This is a genomic window from Lactobacillus kalixensis DSM 16043, assembly GCF_001434335.1.
Taxonomy (GTDB): Bacteria; Bacillota; Bacilli; order Lactobacillales; family Lactobacillaceae; genus Lactobacillus; species Lactobacillus kalixensis.
Genome location: NZ_AZFM01000013.1, coordinates 28036 through 49545 on the forward strand (window position 1 = coordinate 28036; position 21510 = coordinate 49545).

The window sequence follows — 21510 nt, forward strand, 5'->3', positions numbered from 1 at the left end:
ATGTTAGTATCTATGTACAGCATTGTCAAAGAGCGTGGCGTTATTTATTGCCTAAACATGGAATAAATCATTAATCCTACGATCAATGCAAAAACCAATACCATAATTAATCGATTGAAGTTAAAGGAGCTAGATCGCTTCTTGTAAGCCCGTTGATGATCTTTCTCTACTTCTTGCAAGCGATCTAAGGCATGTTTACCAACGTAAGTTTGATTTGAATCGTTATCTTTATTCATTTTCCAGCGCCTCTATCTTTTCTTTAAACTCGCTAATCGTAGTATCACTTGCCATTCGCCTTTGATAATCAAGGGCTTCTTTCATATTTATTTTACTCTCTAATACATGATCTATTAACCGTTTGATCTTATCAATTTCACTAGCATCAAAGATATACTTATCAGCGACAAATTGTGGCTCGTGTAACGTATCTCTAAAACCGATAATGAGCATATTTTGTTCAAAAGCAGAGCGAACCGCTGACAAAATTTCATTATTATAGTTAATATCGAAGTACAAATCACATTCCTTTAATAATTCTGCGGCCTTATCTTTTTTAACGACGGGATATAACTTCACGTTGTCATATTGATCAAACGCCATTAGTTTATCAGACATTTCAGTAACTGCGGCGATATTAAAGCGAATGTTAGGCATTGCAGTTACAATTTTGTCCAATGCTTCAATTTGATCAGAATTGGTAAAAATCAAAGCGTTAGGTCGAAGCTGGTTGCTACGTGAATGCGGATAAACCATCCCTAAATACTGAAAATCAACATTCCCCGTATCTTCCGGAATCATGCTCTGCGCCTTCATCCATTCATCATATCTTTGAAAAACAATATGTTTAGTCCGAGACTTAGTGTTCATCAAGTATTCCATATTTCCTGGCAAGGCACCGCTCACTGGTTCGTGCCAGAACATCGTATCAGTACCTTTTTCATTCAAGTTCAACGTAACATTCATCGACTCGTTCAAAGTATTGTAGAAAATATGGTCAAGACTATAACCGCGATCTTTTAAATAATGAATTGTAAATTCAGCTAAGCTAGCAAAATGCTTTTTGGTGCCTTGATAATCCAGATAAAAATCATCAGCAATTAAATTATGTTCAATTACACACTTGCCATTTTTATCAAATAACTTTCGCACGACCGCACGACCATTATTGAAAAAAGTCTTGGCAAACTTCCAACCACTCTTGTTGTAATGATCAATCCAACTAAGTTGCCCATTCTTATTCAGCCATTGAACCTCTTTAACCAAACGACTATTGTCAGTTTTGTCATAGAAAATTGTTGCTCGCTTGTGATCCAAATCATAGACATCTGCCTGAAGCGATGAAGCCTTGAAACGCCAATATTTGGGGAGCGGTAATCTATCAAAGTAGAGTGGCTTTATTTCATCAGTGAAGCCGCAATAAAACTTAGCTGGTGAATTAACATTATCTGGCAAAAAGCCATTGTCATGCATGACCACTGTTGGAATTTTCAAATCCGCAAATTCTTGTGAGCGAATGAAGGCTAATGAAGGCATGTCCAATCTTTCAATTAAATTAATCATCTTTCAAATCCTCCAATAGTTTCTTCCATTCTTGTGCTACATTGTCTAACAAATATGGTTCCGCAATTTCATATGACCGCTGATTAAACGCCGGTACATCAGAGCTCTTAAACATTTTGACAATTGCTTCAGTTAATTTATTAATCTTTTCTCGAACATCCCAGTCCTCATCGTATGGAAGAAGATATCCATTCTTGCCGTCATCAATAAAAGTTGGATTCCCGTATGGTACATCAAAACCAATCATGGCACATCCCGAGCTAACTGCTTCTAGTAAACTCAAGCCGAAACCTTCACTAGTTGAAGCAGCAATATAACCTTCATAATTAACATAAACATCATCAAGATCACGTTGACCCATCAAACGGATATAACTTTCCGCATTGTTTTCGCGGATAATTTCTTCAAGACGCGTGCCCATGCCGCCGCGACCATAGATATCCAAATTTAGTTCAGGAATTTCCTTCTTAGCTGCAATTACTGCACGAACAATCCAATCAACGTGCTTTTCTGAAGCTAAACGTGATGCTGTAATTAAAGAATATGGTTTACGCTTTTTATCAGATTTAACCAAAGTCTTGACACAACCAACAGGGATACAGTCAACGCGAGCGTCGTTATTGTAATACTTCTTCTCTTGCTCTCTTAACAATTCCGTCTGCTTAGGCGTGGCACAAACAAAACTGTCAACATCGTCATTATGAGTAAACTGAAACTCATAGAAATTATTCCAGAGAATATTTTGATCGTCGGTATAGTGCACATCATAGTGATCAGCATGAACAATCACGATTAATTTTGCAGGTTTATGTTCCTCAAAGAAAATTTGCCCATTACTCAAATCATCATTTTCATCTTCACGGTCCATGATAATGACATCATCTTTTTGAAGATTGAGCTTCTTCACCATTTCACGGTAAAGGTCGTTCTTGGTCATCAGAATATTTTTGTCAGGAAATTCAAATAATTCGCTATTATCGTCTAAGTGTTGAACGTAAGCAACCGAGCCGTCTTCGTTGTAGAACTCACGGAAAGTCACCTTATTTGAACCATTTCCTTCATAATATTCAGTTGCATATTTGGTGTACGAATAAAACTCACGCTTGCTCATCTGATCCTTATCAAAATAAGTCACCTGATCAATTGTCTGCTCACGCAAATTATTCAAGCGAACAGCAATCGACAAATTTTCATCAGGCAAGCGGTAGGTCATTTCTTTGCTACCAGTGCGATTAACGCTAGCAACACTACGCTTACGTAAATTCAGGTCTTGAACAATCCGCTCAAGTTTATACGTTGACGGCGCAATTTTTACATCAGTAAAAAAGTTATACAACCAGATAATTTGATCATCATCATAACCCATATTTTTGGTCAAATCTTCGATATTATTTCCTAAGATTAAATCCGAAAAGATAAACTTTGCCGGAATATGCAATTTTTCAAAAGACTCATTTCGATATTTCTGAGCATATTCAACGCCGCTGCTAGCCCATCCAATACCTAAATTTACACTATAGACAGTCATTTTTATCCTCTAATTACTAATTAAATACGACCACAAGTTGGTTCTTCTCATTCAAATAAATTGGACTCAAAAGCAAGTTATCAACGATCATACAATTGATGCGCTCAATCATTTTTTCAAAAGAATTAAAAGCACGTTGTTGGTAGATAAAATCTGAATTGTAACCAGCTAGTGGCCATTTATCAACGTACATCTTCAATGACGACAGATAATCCATCTGATCAATCCAGCAGCCATCCATTGCGTGTAAAATTACCGTTCGATAAAACTGTGTTAATTGTTCATCATTAATTAAAACTTTAGCTTTTTGCTTAAGCACTTCGTGACACAAATCAAGTAAATAATCTTCGATCTCTTTCTTGGTCTTTAAATTATGTTTAACCCCTAAAACTTCATAACTGATATGGTCATTAACTAACCGCAACAAGTCTGCGCTATCCCAGCGGTCTTGCTCATTAAGATAATATTCAATTCCTTTATGCAAATAGCGCTCTACCCGCTCCTTTAAGTCGTCTGCCATCATAATCTTTCTACGATTCTGATAGAAAGTATTACGCTGCATTCGGAGAACTGCTTCGTATTTGTTAGTTTGCATACGCGACATTGCACCTTGTACAGCAACTCTTTGACGAAGCATCTGCAAACTAATTCTTAATGGGATACCATCAATTTGAATAATCTTCTGTCCATCTTCTTTTTTCGCACGCAACTTACGATAGTATCGCTTCATCCTTTCTGTACTTGCACGAGAAACGTAGTGGTCTTCTAAAGAAATATAAAACTGACTCGTTCCTGGGTCTCCCTGACGCCCCGCACGACCAGCGAGTTGCTGCTTAACGCGCTCCGATAGCATTTCGGTACCTATAACGGCTAAGCCACCTTTTTCTTTAACACCTGGTCCCAGCTTAATATCAGTACCACGACCAGCCATATTTGTAGCGACCGTAACGGCGCCTTCTTGCCCCGCATTCTTAACAATTTCGGCTTCACGCACGATATTAAAGGCATTCAAGACATTGTGTGCAATCCCATCGTTCAACAATAATTCCGAAATGATTTCGGAGTTTTCTACTGAACCAGCTACTAATAAAACGGGGCGCCCTTCATTGTGAAGTTTAATTACTTGATCAATTGCGGCCATTAGCTTATCAGAAGTTGTTAAGAAAATTTTCGATTTATAATCTTTTCTGATAACTGGTTTTCTTGTTGGAACTGGATAGATTTTCAGGTTGTAAGTTTTCAAAAATTCATTTTGTTCTGTCCTGACTGTCCCACTCATTCCAGAAACTTTTTTAAACAGGCCGAATAAACTTGGGAAAGTGATCGAAGCCGCAACCTTTTGTACATCAGTTAACTTAACATTTTCTTTTGCTTCAATCGCCTGGTGCAGACCAGTACCAACCTGAACGCCTTTTTTCAAACGGCCATCGGCTTCATCGAGCAAGACAACCTTACCTTGAACTACTAAGTATTCGTGCCCTTTACGCATTAATAGATGTGCCTGCAGAGCTAAAATCACGTGGCGGTAGATTTCGCGGTTTTCTTCACTAAACAAATTATCAATTCTAAAGTATGTTTCTGCACGTTTAATGCCATTATAGGTGAGCCAGAATAGTTGCCGGTCACGCTTATAAATATAATCGCGCTTTACTTTTAGCAACTTCACAAAACGATCGGCTAAATTATATAAGTTAGATTGCAGCTTTGGCTGACTGGCGATAACGAATGGTGATTCCGCTTGATCCAGTAAAACTTCGTCTACTTCATCGATAATAACAAAGTTATATGGTCGCAGGTATTGCTCATCTTTACTTGAAGCTAAGTTATCGAATAAGTAATCAAAAGCCAGTGTACTAGCGGTTGTATACAAGATATCAGAGTTGTACCATTCTCTTTTTTGTTTAGCTGAAACTTTGATAGTCTCATCAGTGTTTGCCTTAGGAAACCCGGTACTAACAGTTAGTCCCATCCATTCATAAACAGGCTTCAGAGTCTCCTCGTCACGACCAGCCAAATAATCGTTAGGCGTTACAAGCATTGCGCCTTCACCAGAAAGAGCATTTAGGTATAACGGCATTGTAGCGGTCAAAGTTTTACCTTCACCGGTCTTCATTTCGGCAATCGCACCTTCACTCAAGATGATTCCACCCATCACTTGAACATCGTATGGAAACATCCCTAACACCCGGTAGTCAGCCTCACGCATTGCGGCAAAAGCTTCCGGCAAAATTTTTCTTAAACTTTCACCATTTTTCAGCTGCTCACGAAAAATATCAGTCTGATGCTTTAATTCATCATCTGACATCGCCCGCATTTTTGGTTTTAATTTATTTATTTTTTTAAGCAATCTGCGAATTTGCAGTTTAGATAAACTCATCCTGCGCCTCCATATGCTTACGTTTCAAAAAATGTTCAATCGCAATCCAGTCTGGATCACAGATATTCTCTGAATACCAAGTAGTATCTTTTTGCATCAAATGATTCTTGCTGCGGATGGAATTGTTGTCATAGTATTCAACATTGAAACGATCGATAAAAATATCAGGAATCAAACTATTTAATTTGGTGTTAGTACTAATCAAACGAAACTTAGTGATCTTATTTTCTGCAAGCCATTCTTTTACTACTTGACCAGCTTTTTCACGACCTTGCCAACTAATATTAACTACTAACATTGGCGAAACACCTGCAAAACGCTCCAAATGACTCCAAATCTTGCGACCATGCATATTATCCATAACCAAAATTACATTAAGTGTCTGCTTCGGATTCGGATTAATCTCCTCACTAAAGTAAATATCGTCGAAGATCTTTTTTGGCAGATCTTCATCAGCAATTTGCAGTCTTTTAAAACGGATCTTTCTACATCCCGCATTAACAATTTCAAATTTATAAGAAGTAGCATTTTCTGGAAAAACAAAATTGTATTCAAGCGATGTAAAGTCCTTATGTTCAATTTCATCGTTTTGAGCATCATAAAAGGTTAGCCGGTTAACAAAAGTATTGGCCGGCTCAGTTTCACCTTTAATAAAAATGCGGTAAGAATGTCCCTTAATTAAGATTGGTAACTGCGGTACAGCCTTACTACTCTGGTAGTTATTAGTTGAAGTCCAAGTCATGATGCTATGACCTGGTGCCATCAAATTATTTTCAAATTCAATTGTTTTATCAGAGAATTTTTTAAATCTGGTGCCTGGCATGTATGTATCATTGACACCGTCCCAATAAATTTGATTAATAATCTGTTCCATTTTTCATCTTTCTACCAAAATCCGTTGCAAGTATCTGTTGAACTCTTTCAATGAACCATTGGACAATCTGGGGATTGTCATTGTGGCGGCCTTCATAACCCTTATATACTATCTGTCTAGCCTTCTTGATCGTCTTTGATTCTTTCAACCGAGCAACAGTTCTGTTGTCGTAATCATCGTTAATCATATAACCGATGAACAGACGCGTTTTGATTAAATCACACATTTCAAATCGTTCCCAGAAAAGTTGGTCCAATTCCTTTAAATGATCTAAATCAAGATGGTTAACAAATTGATTATCAATATCAAAAATCGTATCAAACTCATCAGGCCTTTGCAGACGCTCACGTGAAGCAACATAGCCAAGGTTCGTAATTGGTTTAGCCACAATAATTGCGTGCGCCTGCATTTGAGCGCCATATTTAAGCGCTGGATAAGTCCCCATTGAAATTCCAGTCATCACTAATTGATCATGAGAAAAGCCGAGTTTCTCAAGTGTCTTATCGATAACTGCCATAATCTGTTCACCGATTGATTGACTAGCGTCCTCATAGAATTCACCCACTGATAATCTCATATCGGTAAAAAGTAGCGCTGGTGCCTTCATTTTTCTAAACATTGGATATGCTTCAAAGCCTTCCAAACCACGGGCACCGGAAAAATATACATTCAAAGGCGGCTTCATATCACCTGGATTGAAGTGATAAGCAATGTCATCGTGATTAATCTGATCAACGATTCTTTGTCCTCCTGGAATAAATGTACCAACTTCCTTGCGTGACCAACGCCAGTGAAGTACCCCTAAAATCAAAGCCCCTTCACCTTTTGCTTCAACGTTGCAGCTAACAACTCGGGCCTTTTTTAACGCCTCCAGTTTTAATTGATACTCTTCCTTTTTTTCAGGATCTATATTGATCACTTCATATTCAGAAATACTACCATTTGTTCCCATAAATGATGGGAATATCCGCAAGCGTACTTTTATGTTCAAACTTCTTAACGAAAGCCAAATCTTAAAAATTCGATCTGGATCCACATAGAAACTTGCACGATATGACCCAATCGTGATCCACTTCTCGTTAGTATCCAAAATCAGTTTCAAGTGAGCCGAATCAAGAAATTCATACTCCTCAATATTTGGATTAGTAATAACAATATCCGTTGGAAAATATCGAATACCAGACTGTCCAACAAAATATTTACTCAAAAGTGAATTGATCAAATCTTGTGGATCTTGAGTAAGCTCTTTACCAACCTGATAGACAATAAAATCTTGTCCAGCGGAACTCAATTTTTCTTTAACACCAGGTAAATATAAAACTCCATAAGGTACTGAGAGCCACTGTAATTTTTTTCAATCTTGATCTTGCAAGTTGTTCTCACCAGTAATAATCACAACCGCAAACTTACTGATGTTTTTTTCTTTTTGATATTTTTTTGCAGAAAAATCGTTAAAATGCCAAACCACATCATCAGGAATTTCATATTTTTCTGCCCAGTTATCTGGACCTATCTGCAAAACATCCATCTATATCTCTTCCTCATTATTTAAAACACTCTGCCATTGCTTCAGAAGATTATCAGCCGAGTAAGCATTCATAAGTTGAACATCGAAAACTAACGCCTGGTTCCAATTTCCTAAATTTCCCAGGTAATAATTTACTCCATCAGCCACATCTTCTGGCGTTTTACAAATCAAACCGTTACGATGATTAATCAGCTGCAAAGTCTTGAAATTTTGTAATTGCGGAATACCAACACTGACGGCCGCAGTTTGAATAAACGGATCAGTGACATTCCAATTAATTAAAATACGAGCCTTATCTAAGAAATTCATTGCATCAGCGATACTAGTTAGACGCTTACCTTTAATGATCAGATTTGGCAATTTTTCTTCATCAGATAAATTGTTTTCTAACTTACTCTTTTCAGGCCTGTTCAAGCTAAACTCGTTTGGGTGCTCTTTTTGTAAATCTGCCACTACTTGGTTAATCATATTTTCTTTTTCTGTATTGTAGTACAAGAAGTAAATTCGATCAGTACTAGCATGGGTTAAGAGTCTTGGATATAAGGCAAAAAGAATACTTTTTAGTTCTTCATAACGCATATGCTCAATCATAATCCCGATATCTTGATTTTTATAACGCTGACTATGACCTAATTTGAAGTCAACTAAAAACGATGGAATAACAATAAATGAAACCGATGGATCAATCTCCGATATCTTTTGACGATTATCGACAACTAAAGTGTGATTACCTATTTTTTTAAAATCACCAGTATATGGATAAAGTTGATTCAAAGTAAAAATCGTTGGATAAACCATAAAAGTCTCAATTGGAACTTGAGCTTGATCATCCAGAGTCACAATCAAGTGATCATTCTTTTTTACATTTGGTAAAACTTCATCCCTGATAATTTCTGTAATCAGAGTGCTCAGATGATCGTACTCAGTTTTTTCACAAAAATGGAAAAGTTGATTAATCAAAACATGATCAGTCTTGATGTTATGCTTGAAGCGCCAATGACCCATCTGGTCATAATAAGTAGTCACATCGCCTTCTTCAACAGTTGATACAAAGCCGCGAGTATCAAAAACCAGCTTCTTAGTTTCTTTTTCATCTTTATCAAAATAATTAACATTTAAAACGCGTCCATTAAAATCAAAGATGATACTGGCATATAACCTGTCTTTTGAAGAAGCTAAAATTCTAAATGGTGTTAAATCGAAGCGCACATCATCTGGCCAATTCAAGTCAAGATAATCAAACACTTGGCTTTCATTTGAACTGATTCCTTGCAAAAAATCGAAAACTGAAAAAATCTTATCAGGATAAAAACCAACTTGATTTAATTTTGACAAGAATTGTGGTTGATAATCGGTCAGTATCAACCCAACTTTGCGACCTCCACTGCGAAGCAATTGCATATTCACAATAGCATCATATATTTCAATTCTTGGGATACTGCTAGACCAGTCAGATAATTGACCATGCCAGGCAGGAATAAAATACTCCATATCTAAACTTCTTTCTGCAACTTATTGTATTTATGTGGAAAAAGTAAAATTGTGATCTGATCTTTGAAATTATTCATAAACATCGTGACCATTACGGCGTTCATTGGTAAGATCGCAAAGCCTGCATAATCCCCTAATAGTTGCATCCCCATTAAGCCAAAGGTCAACTGAATCGCAGTTAAACAAGCTCCTGGAAAAGTGATTATCCATAGCAGCTTTCTAATATACTTCTGCGTTGGTAAGTTGGGACGTATACCTAAAATGTAGGCACCGCTGTTTCTAAGGCTCTTAGCCTGCTCTTTAGGATTGAATTGCATGAAAGTAAAGAAATAAAAGAGGGCAAAAGCTAAAATCGTACTTACAATTGCTTGGAAAAGAACATTGTTAAAAATAGAGTTAGCACTGAAATATGCTGCAAGAAGCGTAGGTAATGACAAAATTGCCATCCCCATCATATAAGTCATCATAGCACCCATATTAAGACCGAGTGGGATAATGATCGGATCAGAATAACTATCAAGCGCAGTGTTGATTGTCTTTAGTGGATAATACGCATGGGAAAAAGCATTCCAGAAAATGATCAAAAGCAGCGTTACAACGATCATAACGATGATATAAATACTAAAGTGAGGCACATCCATAATATTTTGAATAGCTGTAATCAATGATGGCACTGACCTAGTCAAAATATTAATCAGAATAATCGGCATTGTACCGCCAATTCCAAACTTGATGTTCATCACACTCATCCAGTTAACTAGCATACTGCCAGCAACCAAAACAACTATAACTATAAAGTTTTCATACGGATGGGCAGTTAGATGTAAACCTAAAGTGAAGACGGTTGATTGCAAAATAGCAAAAACCAAAATCATAACTTGTTGAATAATTTCAATTTGTTGCGTCGGTAATGCATCAAAGCCAAATGCTTTTGTCATCATTAGTAACTGAATTAGCATCATTGCAATCATCATCGGGTTTAAACCGATTGAAAAAATTGACAACCGCAAAAAATCCGCACCACTCATCATTCCCATAATAGAAATAGGCGTGTCTTTGATAAATTCAGTATATCCTTTTGTAATATCTGCAAACGGTAACGGCATATGTGTCCCTAATACATAAACCATAATTATCAATGCCGTAATAAATAGCCGCTTTAACAGCGGTTTAATCTGAACTTCGTTTTCCACATTTATTACCTTGTCTCTATAAAAATATCGATATCAGCAATTGAAATAAACCAACTTAATTATAACATGCAATATTAATTTTTCTTCCTTACACCCTTATATCTTAGGGGGTTTTGCTTTTTTAAAATAAAAATAACTGGAAAATTTTCTGTGTGAATTTTTCCAGTTATTTTATTGATCTATATAAAATTTTTCGATAGAACTTATTATCTATCAAATTAATTTATCTACCCAAAATCTTGAGCAAGTCTTCTTTATCTAAAGCGTTTGAACCGATATTTTCACCATTTAGGACAGCTTCAGCGAGTTTTTCCTTCTTTTCCTGCAAGTCGACGATATTCTCTTCAATCGTATCTTTCGCCACCATCTTGTAGATCGTTACATCGTTCTTTTGTCCCATTCGGTGCGCACGGTCAGTTGCCTGATTTTCTGCAGCGACATTCCACCATGGATCGTAGTGAATAACAACATCGGCACTAGTTAAGTTAATCCCAGTACCACCGGCTTTTAATGAAATTAGGAAAATTGCTGGTTCCTTGAGATCATTGAATTCTTGGATCAATTCTTGTCGCTTTTGTTTTGGCGTTGAACCGGTAATTACGTAAACTGGAATCTTATTTTTCTTCAATTTTTGTTCAATAATATCCAGCATTGAGGTAAATTGTGAAAATAGCAAAATCTTGTGGCCGTCTGCAAGTGAATCTTTGATTAAGCCCAACGTTGTTTCAAGCTTGGCAGACTTGCCGCGATAATCTTCATAAAGAAGGTGCGGATCACAGCACAACTCTCGCAATTTTGTAATTGCAGCTAACACTTGGAAACGTTGCTTCTTGAAGTCTTTATCATCTTGTTTATTCAAGTCCTGAATCAACTTTTGAGATTGGGCTTGGTATAGATCGTTTTGTTTACCTGATAATTTAGCGTAAACAACTTGTTCATTTTTATCAGGCAGATCTTTCAAAACATTCTTCTTCAACCTGCGCAAAATAAATGGTGCAATAATTTGACTTAGCTTCTGCTCTGTCGCTTCATCACCATCTTTAACGATTGGCTTTTCATAAGTGCTCTTGAAATAGTCGTATGTACCTAAGAAGCCAGGCATTAAGTAATCAAAAATACTCCAAAGTTCACTCAAGTTGTTTTCAATTGGCGTACCGGTTAAAGCGATTCGGTGATTGGCATTAATAACTTTGACAGCTTTGGCAACAGCAGCGCGGGCATTCTTGATATTCTGTGCTTCATCAATTACTTCAAGATCGAACTTCAGCTTGCCGTATTCTTCAAGATCACGCTTAAGTGAATCATATGAAGTAATTAATACATCCGACTTTTCTGCATCTTTGAGCTGCATTGCTCGCTCTTTTTTTCCGCCACCTAATACTAAAGTCTTAAGCTCTGGAGCAAATTTCTTAAATTCTGCTTCCCAATTATATACAACTGAAGCTGGCACAATGACTAAGCTTGGCAAGTTACTCTTATTTTGGCGAGAAAGCAAAACAGAAATCACTTGGAGCGTTTTACCCAGACCCATTTCATCGGCAAGCAAACCGCCTAATTGGTAGTTAACTAGCGTCGTTAGCCATTCAAAGCCTTTTGTCTGATATGGTCGCAAAACTTTCTTTAGTTTATTTGGCACTTTAGCGGCTTTGACATTGCCTTTGTCTAGATCATCAATCAACTTGTTGAAAGCATCGTTACTGGTATATTGCAGATCGTCACGATTTTTTAGCATTTTTTCAAGATAAAAAGCGCGATATGCTGGCACTGCCATCTTGCCTTTAACAAATTTATCTAGACTGATGTCCATTGCCTTCATAACTTGAGCTAATTCTTCAATTGAAGGTGAATCAACAGCACGCATTTGGCCGTCTCTGAGCATGAAGTAGTGTTTCTTTTCTTGATAAGCGTTCAAAATTGCTTGGATATCTTCTGGTGCAAGTTCATCACCTTTGATTTCAAGATCGATGGTATTTTCACCAAGGCGAATTCCGAGACTTACAGTGAACTTAGTCTTCGTATTTGCAATCAGGCGTTTAAAAGCGGCAGTAGCTTCGACTTTACCAACAGATTTTAACTGGTTAAGCCCTTCATCGAAGAAATAGTCAATTTTATCGCTGCTGCCAATTGAAAGCTCGTAGTTTCTCTGGTCCTCATTTTGACTAAAACCAAGATCTTCAACCAGCTTCTGTGCTGCCTCTTCTTTATCAAGTTCACGGGTAAAGTTACGCGTTTCTTTGTCTTTTTCAAGCAGTTGATACTCATGCTCACCGTATTTTACGCTAGGACGACAAACAATGTTCTTGTCTTGAAAATCAAGTTTGAAGAAGATTTTAGCAACTGGTGGAAGTTCTGCTTCAAGTTGTTTTTCACCTTCAATTTCAAAAAGATTACTTTCTTTTAGAATCGGTAGAATTTTACGGCCAAAAGTTGGCATCGTTTCTGCACCAAATTCTAAGTGGTTACCAAACTCAATTCCGGATCGCTGTATCTTGCGTGGGTTAATATTTTTGAAGTTAATCCAGCTATTTTTGCTAATAAAGTAAAGATGTTGGTTACCCCAAATGACATGATCAAAATTATTTGGATCAACAATGTAATCAACAAAGATTTTAGCGGTTTTTGTCTCTGGATCTGTTGAGATCTTCATTGAAATTTTCTTATCTGAAACTTCATACTGAATAGTCGCTTTATCTCGATGTAAAACGGCACCTTTTTGCAATAAATCATCTACTCGATCGGCAATAGAGTCAGCTAACGGAAGTGTATTTAAGCTGGTATTATAGTAATAAGTATATGTATCATCTTTGGCAAATTTATAATAGTCACACATTTCTTCTAAGAAATAGAACCATAATTTGCTACTTTCATCCATTTGATTGACATCAATAACTCGATCGAAAAACTTACCTAACCTAACTTTTTTTCCATCATTGGCATCATCAACTAGACTGATTAGATTCTTAATTTTATAAAGATGACTGCCCTGCCCTAACCTAAAAGAAATTTCTGGTGCAGAATAAGCATTTTCAACATATGCATAAAGCTTAATAGGAAGATTATTCTCTTCATACGTATCTTTATCATTATTGATAATATTTTTATACTTATCCAAAAAGATTAACGCTGCTTCATTTGTGTCTTCAAGCGGATTATCTTTAAGGTAATATTCAACAAAATCGAATAAAGCTTTTAAATTGAATGCATTTTTTTCAAAGTTTCTAATTGGAGACTCAATTTCAATATTTTTGATCGTATCAATATCAAAAACAATTCGAACAGTATACTCTAAATAGCCTGTCCGATATTCAATAACAAAGCGATGATTACTATCATCCAATTTTTCAAAGTAATGAGCTTGCGTACGTAAACGGTGATTTAGAGAATGATATTCTTCATAATCATGGTAAGAAAATTTCACATTCTTAGCAATTTCAAGTGGATCCCCTAGGACACTATTATCCTTTGAATAATTCAATGCACTTTGTAAGTAAATATCTTTAAAGCTAATATCCTCAACTTCACCATTTTCTCTATACTCTTGTGAAGCCTTAAGACAGACATCTTTTCCCACAGTATCAATCGTAATTAAAACGGCAGCCATATGTTTACAAAGATGTCCTTCTTCAGCCCATGGACAAGTACACCTTAAGGCCAAAACTTGGCCATCATCCTTGTAAACTCCAGTCACGATATACGTCGATGTTAAATTCGAACTTATAACGAGAGATTCAAAATTTAAGCTATTATTCTTAAAGTAGACATATCTCACAAATTGTTTTTTACTAATTTCACGTCCTCGTTCAAGAATTTGAGGATTAAAGTTATCCATCCAACTACCAATATAATTCGCCATTTTTATCACCCTTCAATTCATCTACACAAGATTATATAGGTCAGAAAAATGCCTTGTCAAAGATTAAATAACGTTAAGCCGCGGTTCAAAGCGATTTTTGCATGATAAAATAAATTCTATGAAAACGATTTATTAAGGGGATTTTTATGACAGAACCAATTAAATTAAAGGGTGGGCATTTATCCTTAGACGAATTAAATGCTATTTTTACAACTATTCCACAAGAATTTGATGTCTTAGACGAAAATGATGTCGTCGTTTGGTCATCAATGAATGATAACCGCTTATTCCCGCGCACCGAAAAAGATGTTGGCAAAACAGTGTTTGAAGTGCATCCCGGAAAATCACAAGATCACGTTAAAGCAGTTTTGAAGCAGATGCACGAGGGAAAGCGTAATTCCATTTCAATCAACATTCATAAGAATGGTCAACCTGTTAACATTTCTTTCTATAGCTTGCACGATGATAACGGCAAATATTTGGGTTGCGTTGAAGTTACTCAACCAGTTGCTAACTACCAAGTTAAAGGTAGCAAGTGGCGTAATATTATGAATATCTTGAAAAAGAGGTAGATTTCTTATTTAACGATGTAAGCGGATACTGATATAATTTTAACTGTATATAAGTTCTTTTTTATAATAAAGAAAGAGGTTCTTTTGATGAAGAAAATTATTAATGATCCGCACCAAGTTGTTCCTGAAATGGTCAACGGCATGGTCCGCAGTTATCCTCAAATTATTGAAAAAATTCCTAACACTGAAGCTGTTGTTCGGGCAGATAAAGATTCAATGAAAGGTAAAGTTGGCATCGTTTCTGGTGGTGGTTCAGGTCACGAACCTACTCATGCCGGTTATGTTGGTAAAGGTATGCTTAGTGCTGCAGTTTGCGGACAAGTTTTTACTTCACCTACTCCAGACCAAATTTATGAAGCAATTAAAGCCGTCAACCAAGGCAATGGTGTCTATTTAGTTGTCAAAAATTACTCTGGCGATGTTATGAACTTCGATATGGCAAAGGACTTAGCCGCAATGGACGATATTGAAGTAAAAAGTATTGTCGTTGACGACGATATCGCTGTTGAAAATAGTCTGTATACTCAAGGTAGACGTGGAGTTGCCGGAACTATCTTTATGCACAAGATTCTTGGTGCTGCTGCTCAAGAAGGTGCAAGCCTTGATGAAATTGACAAGTTAGCTCATGAAGTTTTACCAAACATCAAGACCATCGCTGTTGCCCTGTCTGCAGCAACAAACCCTGAAGTTGGCAAACCTGGATTTGTTTTGAAAGATGACGAAATCGAATTTGGCGTTGGCATTCACTCAGAACCTGGATACCGTCGTGAAAAGATTAAGCCTTCAAAAGAACTAGTTGACGAATTAATCGACAAGCTAGATGATGAGATGCACTTAAGTAGCGACAAGAAGTATGCTTGTTTAGTTAACGGAATGGGCGCTACTCCATTAATGGAACAATACATCTTCGCAAACGATGTTTACAACAAACTTGAGAACTTTAACATTAAGCCGGTATTCACTAAAGTCGGTAACTACATGACTTCTATTGATATGGCTGGTATTTCACTAACCTTATTTGAAATTAAAGATGACAAATGGCTTGAAGCTTTAAACGAGCCTGTTGAGACTATTGGTTGGTAGAAAGGAATAATTATGGCATTAACTGTTGATACTTTAACTAGTTGGATGAACGATTTTGCTGGAAAAATAGAAGCAAATGCTCAATATTTAAGCGATTTAGATACACCTATTGGTGATGGTGACCACGGTTTTAACATGAAGCGTGGAATGACTGCTGTCCAAGAAAAGTTGCAGACTAAACCTACCGATCTTCAAAACGGTTTTAAGACAATTGCTATGGCATTAATTTCAACTGTTGGTGGTGCTTCAGGTCCTCTTTATGGAACAGCATTTCTTGAAATGGCTAAGAAAACTTCATCAACCGATGACCTTGGCGAACTGCTTGATGCAGCATTAAAGGGAATTGAAATGCGCGGCGGCGCTAAGCCTGGTGACAAGACCATGGTTGATGTTTGGAATGCATTAGTTCCTGAAGTTAAGAATGGCACTTTAACTCAAGAAAAAATTGATGCAGCGGTTGAAGCGAGTAAGGATATGATTGCTAAGAAAGGACGTGCATCATACCTTGGTGAACGTTCTAAAGGCCATATCGATCCAGGTTCACAATCAAGTGGCTATCTCTTTCAATCATTGCTTGAAACGGAGGGTTTACTATGAGTTTAGGTATTACCCTAGTTTCACACGTTCCAGAGATTGCTAATGGTTTGCCTAAGCTATTAGATCAGGTAGCTGGAGATGTTTCAATCACAACTGCTGGTGGAACTGATGATGGACGCATTGGTACTAGTATGGAAAAAATCATGAATGCTTTTTCTGAAAATGGAGCCGACGAAATTTTAGCATTCTACGATTTAGGTAGTGCCAAGATGAACCTTGAAATGGCAATAGAAATGAGTGATAAGAAAGTTCACTTATACGATACAGCCTTTATTGAAGGGGCTTATACAGCAGCTTCATTAATTCAAGCTGGCGTTGGTTTGGACGAAATCGAAACACAACTAAAACCTTTAACAATCAAAAATTAAAAAGAAACCGATTTCATAATACGCACGATTTATCATTTTAATTGATAATTGTGCGTATTTTCCTTGACTTTTTTCTATATACTTTATTAAATTAAAGTTAAAGAATTTTATTGCGAGGAGAACAACATGAAAGAAAAAGGTTTATCTGTAAAAAGTGTGGTAGCCATTGGTATTGGTACAGCGATCTACGTAATTTTAGCTCGTTTCACCTCCATCCCAACTGGTATTCCAAACACTAACATCGAAATTGTCTACCCATTCTTAGCTTTAATCGCTACAATCTACGGTCCAGTCGTAGGTTTCAGTGTTGGTTTCATCGGCCACACTCTTAGCGATTTCTTAATGTACGGCCAAACCTGGTGGAACTGGGTTTTAGCAACTGCTGTACTTGGTTTAATTATCGGTTTGTATGGTATGCGCTTAGACCTGGAACATGGTGCATTTAATGGTAAACAAATCGTCATGTTCAACGTTGTTCAATTAATTGCCAACTTACTCAGCTGGGACTTAATCGCACCAGTTGGCGATATCTTGATCTACAGTGAACCTGCTAACAAGGTATTCTTACAAGGAATCACTGCTACAATTACTAACTTTCTTGCAATCATGATTTTAGGTACAATACTACTTAAGGCATATGCTGCAACTAAAGTTAAAAAAGGCAGCTTGCATAAAGATTAACAAAGGATTTTTATATGAATAAGCCAATCATTCAATTTAAGAATTTCAGCTTTAAATATGATAGCCAAGCTGATGACACACTGAAAGAGATTAATTTAGAGATTCAACAAGGAGAAAAAATTCTTATTGCTGGACCTTCTGGCAGTGGCAAGTCAACAATCGTCAGATGTTTAAATGGACTGATTCCTAATGAAGACCATGGCGAAATTAAAGGGACTTGCTTAGTAAATGGAAAAGACATTACTAAGGCAAGTCTTTTTGATTTGTCATTTACCACTTCAACAATTTTACAAGATTCAGACAGTCAATTTATTGGTATGACTGTTGGTGAAGATATTGCTTTTTCTTTAGAAAATGACTGCCAACCTCGTGACAAAATGCATGAAAAAGTTAATAAATGGGCAGCTGAACTAAAGTTAGCTAATCTTTTAACGCAATCTCCTCAAACTTTATCTGGTGGTCAAAAACAAATCGTTGCCTTAGCTGGTGTTTTGGTTGATGAATCACCTATTTTACTTTTCGATGAACCTTTAGCTAATCTTGACCCTGCTACCGGACTTAAGACAATTAGATTGATCGACCGCATCCAAAAAGAAGTTAACGCTACTGTGATCATTATTGAACACCGAATTGAGGAAGTTTTAGCGGAGCATGTTGACCGCATTGTTTTAGTTAACGACGGAAAAATTGTAGCAGATCAATTGCCAAACGATTTATTGCATACTCATTTACTCGAAAAAGTCGGTGTACGTTCACCGTTATATATAAATGCTTTGGAAAAAGCGGGCATTAATTTAAAAGAAGTTCCAGAACTTGATTCAATTACAAATCTCCCAGTTGATGATACGATTAAGAATCGCTTAGAAATGTGGGAAGAAAAGCAGAGCAAAGTAGATGATAAAAAAGACGTTCAACCACTTTTAACTTTAGAAAATGTTGGCCACCGTTATACTAAAAAGCAGACTCATCCCCTTCATAACGTAACCGCAACAATTAACAAAGGCGACTTTGTCTCAATTGTCGGCCAAAACGGTGCAGGCAAAACGACGTTATGTCGCATCATTTGTGGTTTTATTTCAAGCGAAGGTGAAGTTTCTTTTGACGGTCACAATCTATCAAACTTTTCCATTAAGGAACGTGCTGAAAAGATCGGTTACGTCATGCAAGATCCAAATCAAATGATTTCTGAGAAGATGATCCTTGATGAGGTAGCACTAGGTTTAAGACTAAGAAACGTTGATGAAGATGAAATCAAAGATCGTGTAAACAAAACTTTAAAGATTTGTGGGCTTTATCCTTTTAGAAACTGGCCAATTTCCGCTTTGAGTTTTGGTCAAAAAAAGCGAGTAACAATCGCTGCAATTTTGGTATTAGAACCCGACTTAATCATTTTGGACGAACCAACTGCTGGTCAAGATTGGCAAACTTATACTGAAATCATGAATTTTTTAGGTGATTTAAACAAGCAAGGTAAAACAATCATGATCGTTACACATGATATGCACCTCATGCTTGAATACACTACTAGAAGTTTGGCCTTTGCAAATGGTGCATTAATTGCCGATACAACGCCGATTGCGCTATTAACTAATCAAGATTTGATCAAGCAGGCTTCACTTAAACGTACAAGCTTATTTGAATTGGCTACACATTATAACTTGCCAGACCCTAACGGTTTCGTTCAAGCTTATATTGATTCTGAACGCCATGGAAAGGTAGGCGTTGAAAATGAATAGCGATAAAATTTTAGGCTATCAACCTGGTAATTCTTTCATTCATAGATTAAATGCCACAACTAAGTTAATCTTTTTACTGGTAGTTTCGATTGCTTGTATGGTGACTTATGATACACGTTTTTTAATCTTAGTATGTATTTTTTCAATTGCTTGTTTAAAGATTGCTGGAATTAAATGGCATCAAATTTCATTTATTGTGAAATTTATTATTGTCTTTGCAGTTATTAATTTGATTGCCGTTTATATTTTCCAACCAACTTATGGACAAAATTTGTATGGTACTAAGCATGTGGTTTTTAATGCTGGTTATTTCACATTAACTCAAGAAGAACTATTCTATTTATTTAACTTGATTTTGAAATATATTTGCTCTGTTCCACTCGTTCTACTTTTCTTACTTACAACAAATCCAAGTCAGTTTGCTTCAAGTTTGAATAAAATTGGCGTTAGCTATAAGATCTCTTACGCCGTATCTCTGGCGTTGCGTTACATCCCAACAATTCAGACAAACTATTGGGAAATATCTGCAGCGCAACAAGCTCGTGGCAATGAGCTTTCTAAAAAAGCTAGCTTAGGCAAACGAATTAAAGGTACTTTAACAATCGTTATTCCTTTGATTTTTTCAAGTTTGGACAGAATTGATACAATCAGTACAGCCATGCAACTAAGACGTTTCGGTTCTAAAAAGAAGCGGACATGGTACGTTTATGAACCGTTCCAAACTAAAGATTATCTTGTTACTCTTCTCGCATTTTTACTTGTAATGCTTGTTGTGATTTTATGGCAAGTAAATAATGGCCGCTTTTTTAACCCATTTAAATAGAATTATTCAAAAAGGCTCTGAATCATTTTCCGATTCAAAGCCTTTTTTCTATCCTCTAATAAAGGTATTTTTCTTTAAATGTTTTAATATTTGATAACCAACTTTTTTGACAGGTTTACTACTTGACTCAGTTTGATTCAAGAAGATCACAATCCCATTTTGATTATCAGAAGTGATTTGCATCCAATTACTAAAATGAGTATCGCCAAAATTACCATAAGCTAATTGGAGCCGACCTTTATCCTTAAGATACATTCCACCTGAATAAGTGCTATCTTTTGACTTTAAATGTGTCAGATATTCAAATTGATCTTGATTCAAAATCTTACCATTTGATAAGCCTGCAATAATTTTTCGATAATCACTTGGATTGGAGAATAGATCCCCTGCACCCGGTAATTGAGAAACAACATATTTATTAACATATGCACTATTTTGATAATTCCGACCGCTTGAATAAAGATATGAAATCGCATCTGTCTTATTTCGTGGAATTTGAGTGTAGACGTAAGTATGTTTCAACTTAAGGGGCTTAATAATCCTACTCTTTACATTTGAAGCATATGATTTGCCAGTTACTTTTCTAATTATCCCAGCCAGCAAAACATAATTTGCATTGTTGTAATTAAACTTTCCCAGAGAAGTATGACTTTGAAGATTATCCCTTAGAACAGTCCAATTAATTGCACCCTCTTCTGAAAAAAGAACGCCGTGACTTGATTCTGTACTTGACATATTAATTCCAGAAGTATGTGTCATTAATTGACCTACCGTTATATTTTTAGCATTTTTCAGATGTGGATACCAACATGAAATTTTAGTATTTTGTGTAAATTTATTTTGATAAATCAGTTGGGTAATAATCGCACCAGTCACAACCTTTTGAAGCGATCCTAACGGATATACTAACTTATCACTACCATTTTTTATTTTTCTACTATAATAACCATATCCACTACTAATTTGTTCTGCTTCACCATCCTTGATAATAACTACAGTACCTTTTGCGTGATACTTTTTTAGAACTTTTTGAACATAAGCGCGCTCACTTGCCGCTTTAACGTGAAAAGTATTTCCATTAATGCAAAACAAACTAACAGCTATAAATAAAAGTCCTAATAAAACCTTTTTAACTTTCAATCTCCAGCAATACCTCCTACATAAAATCAGTAAATATTCTACCACGTTTGAAATATTTCCTAGGAAATATTTTTTAAAAAATAAAACTGGGAATTTCAACAAAGTG

At 36.3% G+C, this 21510-nt stretch carries 17 protein-coding genes and 1 pseudogene; 7 read left to right on the forward strand and 11 right to left on the reverse strand.

The features are described from left to right. Positions 1 to 44 precede the first annotated feature (44 nt). From FC46_RS05100 to FC46_RS05140, 10 genes and pseudogenes are all read right to left on the reverse strand, one after another. The gene (locus FC46_RS05100; protein WP_057798517.1) at positions 45 to 236 is read right to left on the reverse strand and encodes a hypothetical protein; all 192 of its coding nucleotides are present in this window, start codon (positions 234 to 236) and stop codon (positions 45 to 47) included. Beyond that, positions 229 to 1560 (reverse strand): accessory Sec system glycosylation chaperone GtfB, encoded by a 1332-nt coding sequence (gtfB, locus tag FC46_RS05105; protein WP_057798519.1) that lies wholly within the window; start codon positions 1558 to 1560, stop codon positions 229 to 231. The genes FC46_RS05100 and gtfB overlap by 8 nt, the downstream gene beginning before the upstream one ends. Then, positions 1553 to 3088 (reverse strand): accessory Sec system glycosyltransferase GtfA, encoded by a 1536-nt coding sequence (gene gtfA / locus FC46_RS05110; protein WP_057798521.1) that lies wholly within the window; start codon positions 3086 to 3088, stop codon positions 1553 to 1555. The genes gtfB and gtfA overlap by 8 nt, the downstream gene beginning before the upstream one ends. A 16-nt stretch (positions 3089 to 3104) precedes the next feature. Next, on the reverse strand, positions 3105 to 5465 hold the full coding sequence (gene secA2 / locus FC46_RS05115) for an accessory Sec system translocase SecA2 (protein WP_057798523.1): 2361 nt from the start codon (positions 5463 to 5465) through the stop codon (positions 3105 to 3107). Continuing rightward, positions 5452 to 6339: an accessory Sec system protein Asp3 gene (gene asp3, locus FC46_RS05120; protein WP_057798525.1), complete on the reverse strand. Its 888-nt coding sequence runs from the start codon at positions 6337 to 6339 to the stop codon at positions 5452 to 5454. The genes secA2 and asp3 overlap by 14 nt, the downstream gene beginning before the upstream one ends. Continuing rightward, positions 6323 to 7666, reverse strand: a pseudogene (gene asp2, locus FC46_RS05125) (accessory Sec system protein Asp2); the annotation flags it as partial. The pseudogene asp2 and the gene asp3, both read right to left, overlap by 17 nt. 27 nt (positions 7667 to 7693) lie before the next feature. After that, a complete protein-coding gene (locus FC46_RS10455; RefSeq protein ID WP_412363341.1) occupies positions 7694 to 7867 on the reverse strand; it encodes a hypothetical protein in 174 nt (57 codons plus the stop codon). Further along, entirely contained in the window at positions 7868 to 9358 is a 1491-nt protein-coding gene (asp1, locus tag FC46_RS05130) for an accessory Sec system protein Asp1 (protein ID WP_057798527.1), read from the reverse strand. A 2-nt stretch (positions 9359 to 9360) separates the two neighbouring features. Then, complete coding sequence (gene secY2 / locus FC46_RS05135; RefSeq protein WP_057798529.1) at positions 9361 to 10551, reverse strand: accessory Sec system protein translocase subunit SecY2; 1191 nt, start codon at positions 10549 to 10551, stop codon at positions 9361 to 9363. A gap of 223 nt (positions 10552 to 10774) precedes the next feature. After that, positions 10775 to 14404, reverse strand: a complete 3630-nt coding sequence (locus tag FC46_RS05140) for a DEAD/DEAH box helicase (RefSeq protein WP_057798532.1) — start codon at positions 14402 to 14404, stop codon at positions 10775 to 10777. Positions 14405 to 14550: 146 nt separating this feature from the next. Between FC46_RS05140 and FC46_RS05145 the strand changes: the two genes are divergently transcribed. The 7 genes from FC46_RS05145 (at position 14551) to FC46_RS05175 (ending at position 20264) form a co-directional block, all read left to right on the forward strand. Next, positions 14551 to 14976 (forward strand): PAS domain-containing protein, encoded by a 426-nt coding sequence (locus FC46_RS05145; RefSeq protein ID WP_057798534.1) that lies wholly within the window; start codon positions 14551 to 14553, stop codon positions 14974 to 14976. Positions 14977 to 15063: 87 nt separating this feature from the next. Then, complete coding sequence (gene dhaK, locus FC46_RS05150; RefSeq protein ID WP_057798536.1) at positions 15064 to 16059, forward strand: dihydroxyacetone kinase subunit DhaK; 996 nt, start codon at positions 15064 to 15066, stop codon at positions 16057 to 16059. 12 nt (positions 16060 to 16071) lie between these two features. Next, complete coding sequence (gene dhaL / locus FC46_RS05155; protein ID WP_057798538.1) at positions 16072 to 16656, forward strand: dihydroxyacetone kinase subunit DhaL; 585 nt, start codon at positions 16072 to 16074, stop codon at positions 16654 to 16656. Beyond that, positions 16653 to 17024: a dihydroxyacetone kinase phosphoryl donor subunit DhaM gene (dhaM, locus tag FC46_RS05160; protein WP_057798540.1), complete on the forward strand. Its 372-nt coding sequence runs from the start codon at positions 16653 to 16655 to the stop codon at positions 17022 to 17024. Before dhaL ends, dhaM begins: the two co-directional genes overlap by 4 nt. Before the next feature lie 126 nt (positions 17025 to 17150). Further along, complete coding sequence (locus FC46_RS05165) at positions 17151 to 17705, forward strand: ECF-type riboflavin transporter substrate-binding protein (protein WP_057798542.1); 555 nt, start codon at positions 17151 to 17153, stop codon at positions 17703 to 17705. A 14-nt stretch (positions 17706 to 17719) separates the two neighbouring features. After that, a complete protein-coding gene (locus tag FC46_RS05170; protein WP_057798544.1) occupies positions 17720 to 19441 on the forward strand; it encodes an ABC transporter ATP-binding protein in 1722 nt (573 codons plus the stop codon). Next, positions 19434 to 20264, forward strand: coding sequence for an energy-coupling factor transporter transmembrane component T family protein (locus tag FC46_RS05175; RefSeq protein WP_057798546.1), 831 nt, complete (start codon positions 19434 to 19436; stop codon positions 20262 to 20264). The genes FC46_RS05170 and FC46_RS05175 overlap by 8 nt, the downstream gene beginning before the upstream one ends. A 48-nt stretch (positions 20265 to 20312) precedes the next feature. Here the strand turns inward: FC46_RS05175 and FC46_RS05180 are convergent, their stop codons facing one another. Beyond that, entirely contained in the window at positions 20313 to 21404 is a 1092-nt protein-coding gene (locus tag FC46_RS05180; RefSeq protein ID WP_083478016.1) for a serine hydrolase domain-containing protein, read from the reverse strand. Between the last annotated feature and the right edge of the window lie 106 nt (positions 21405 to 21510).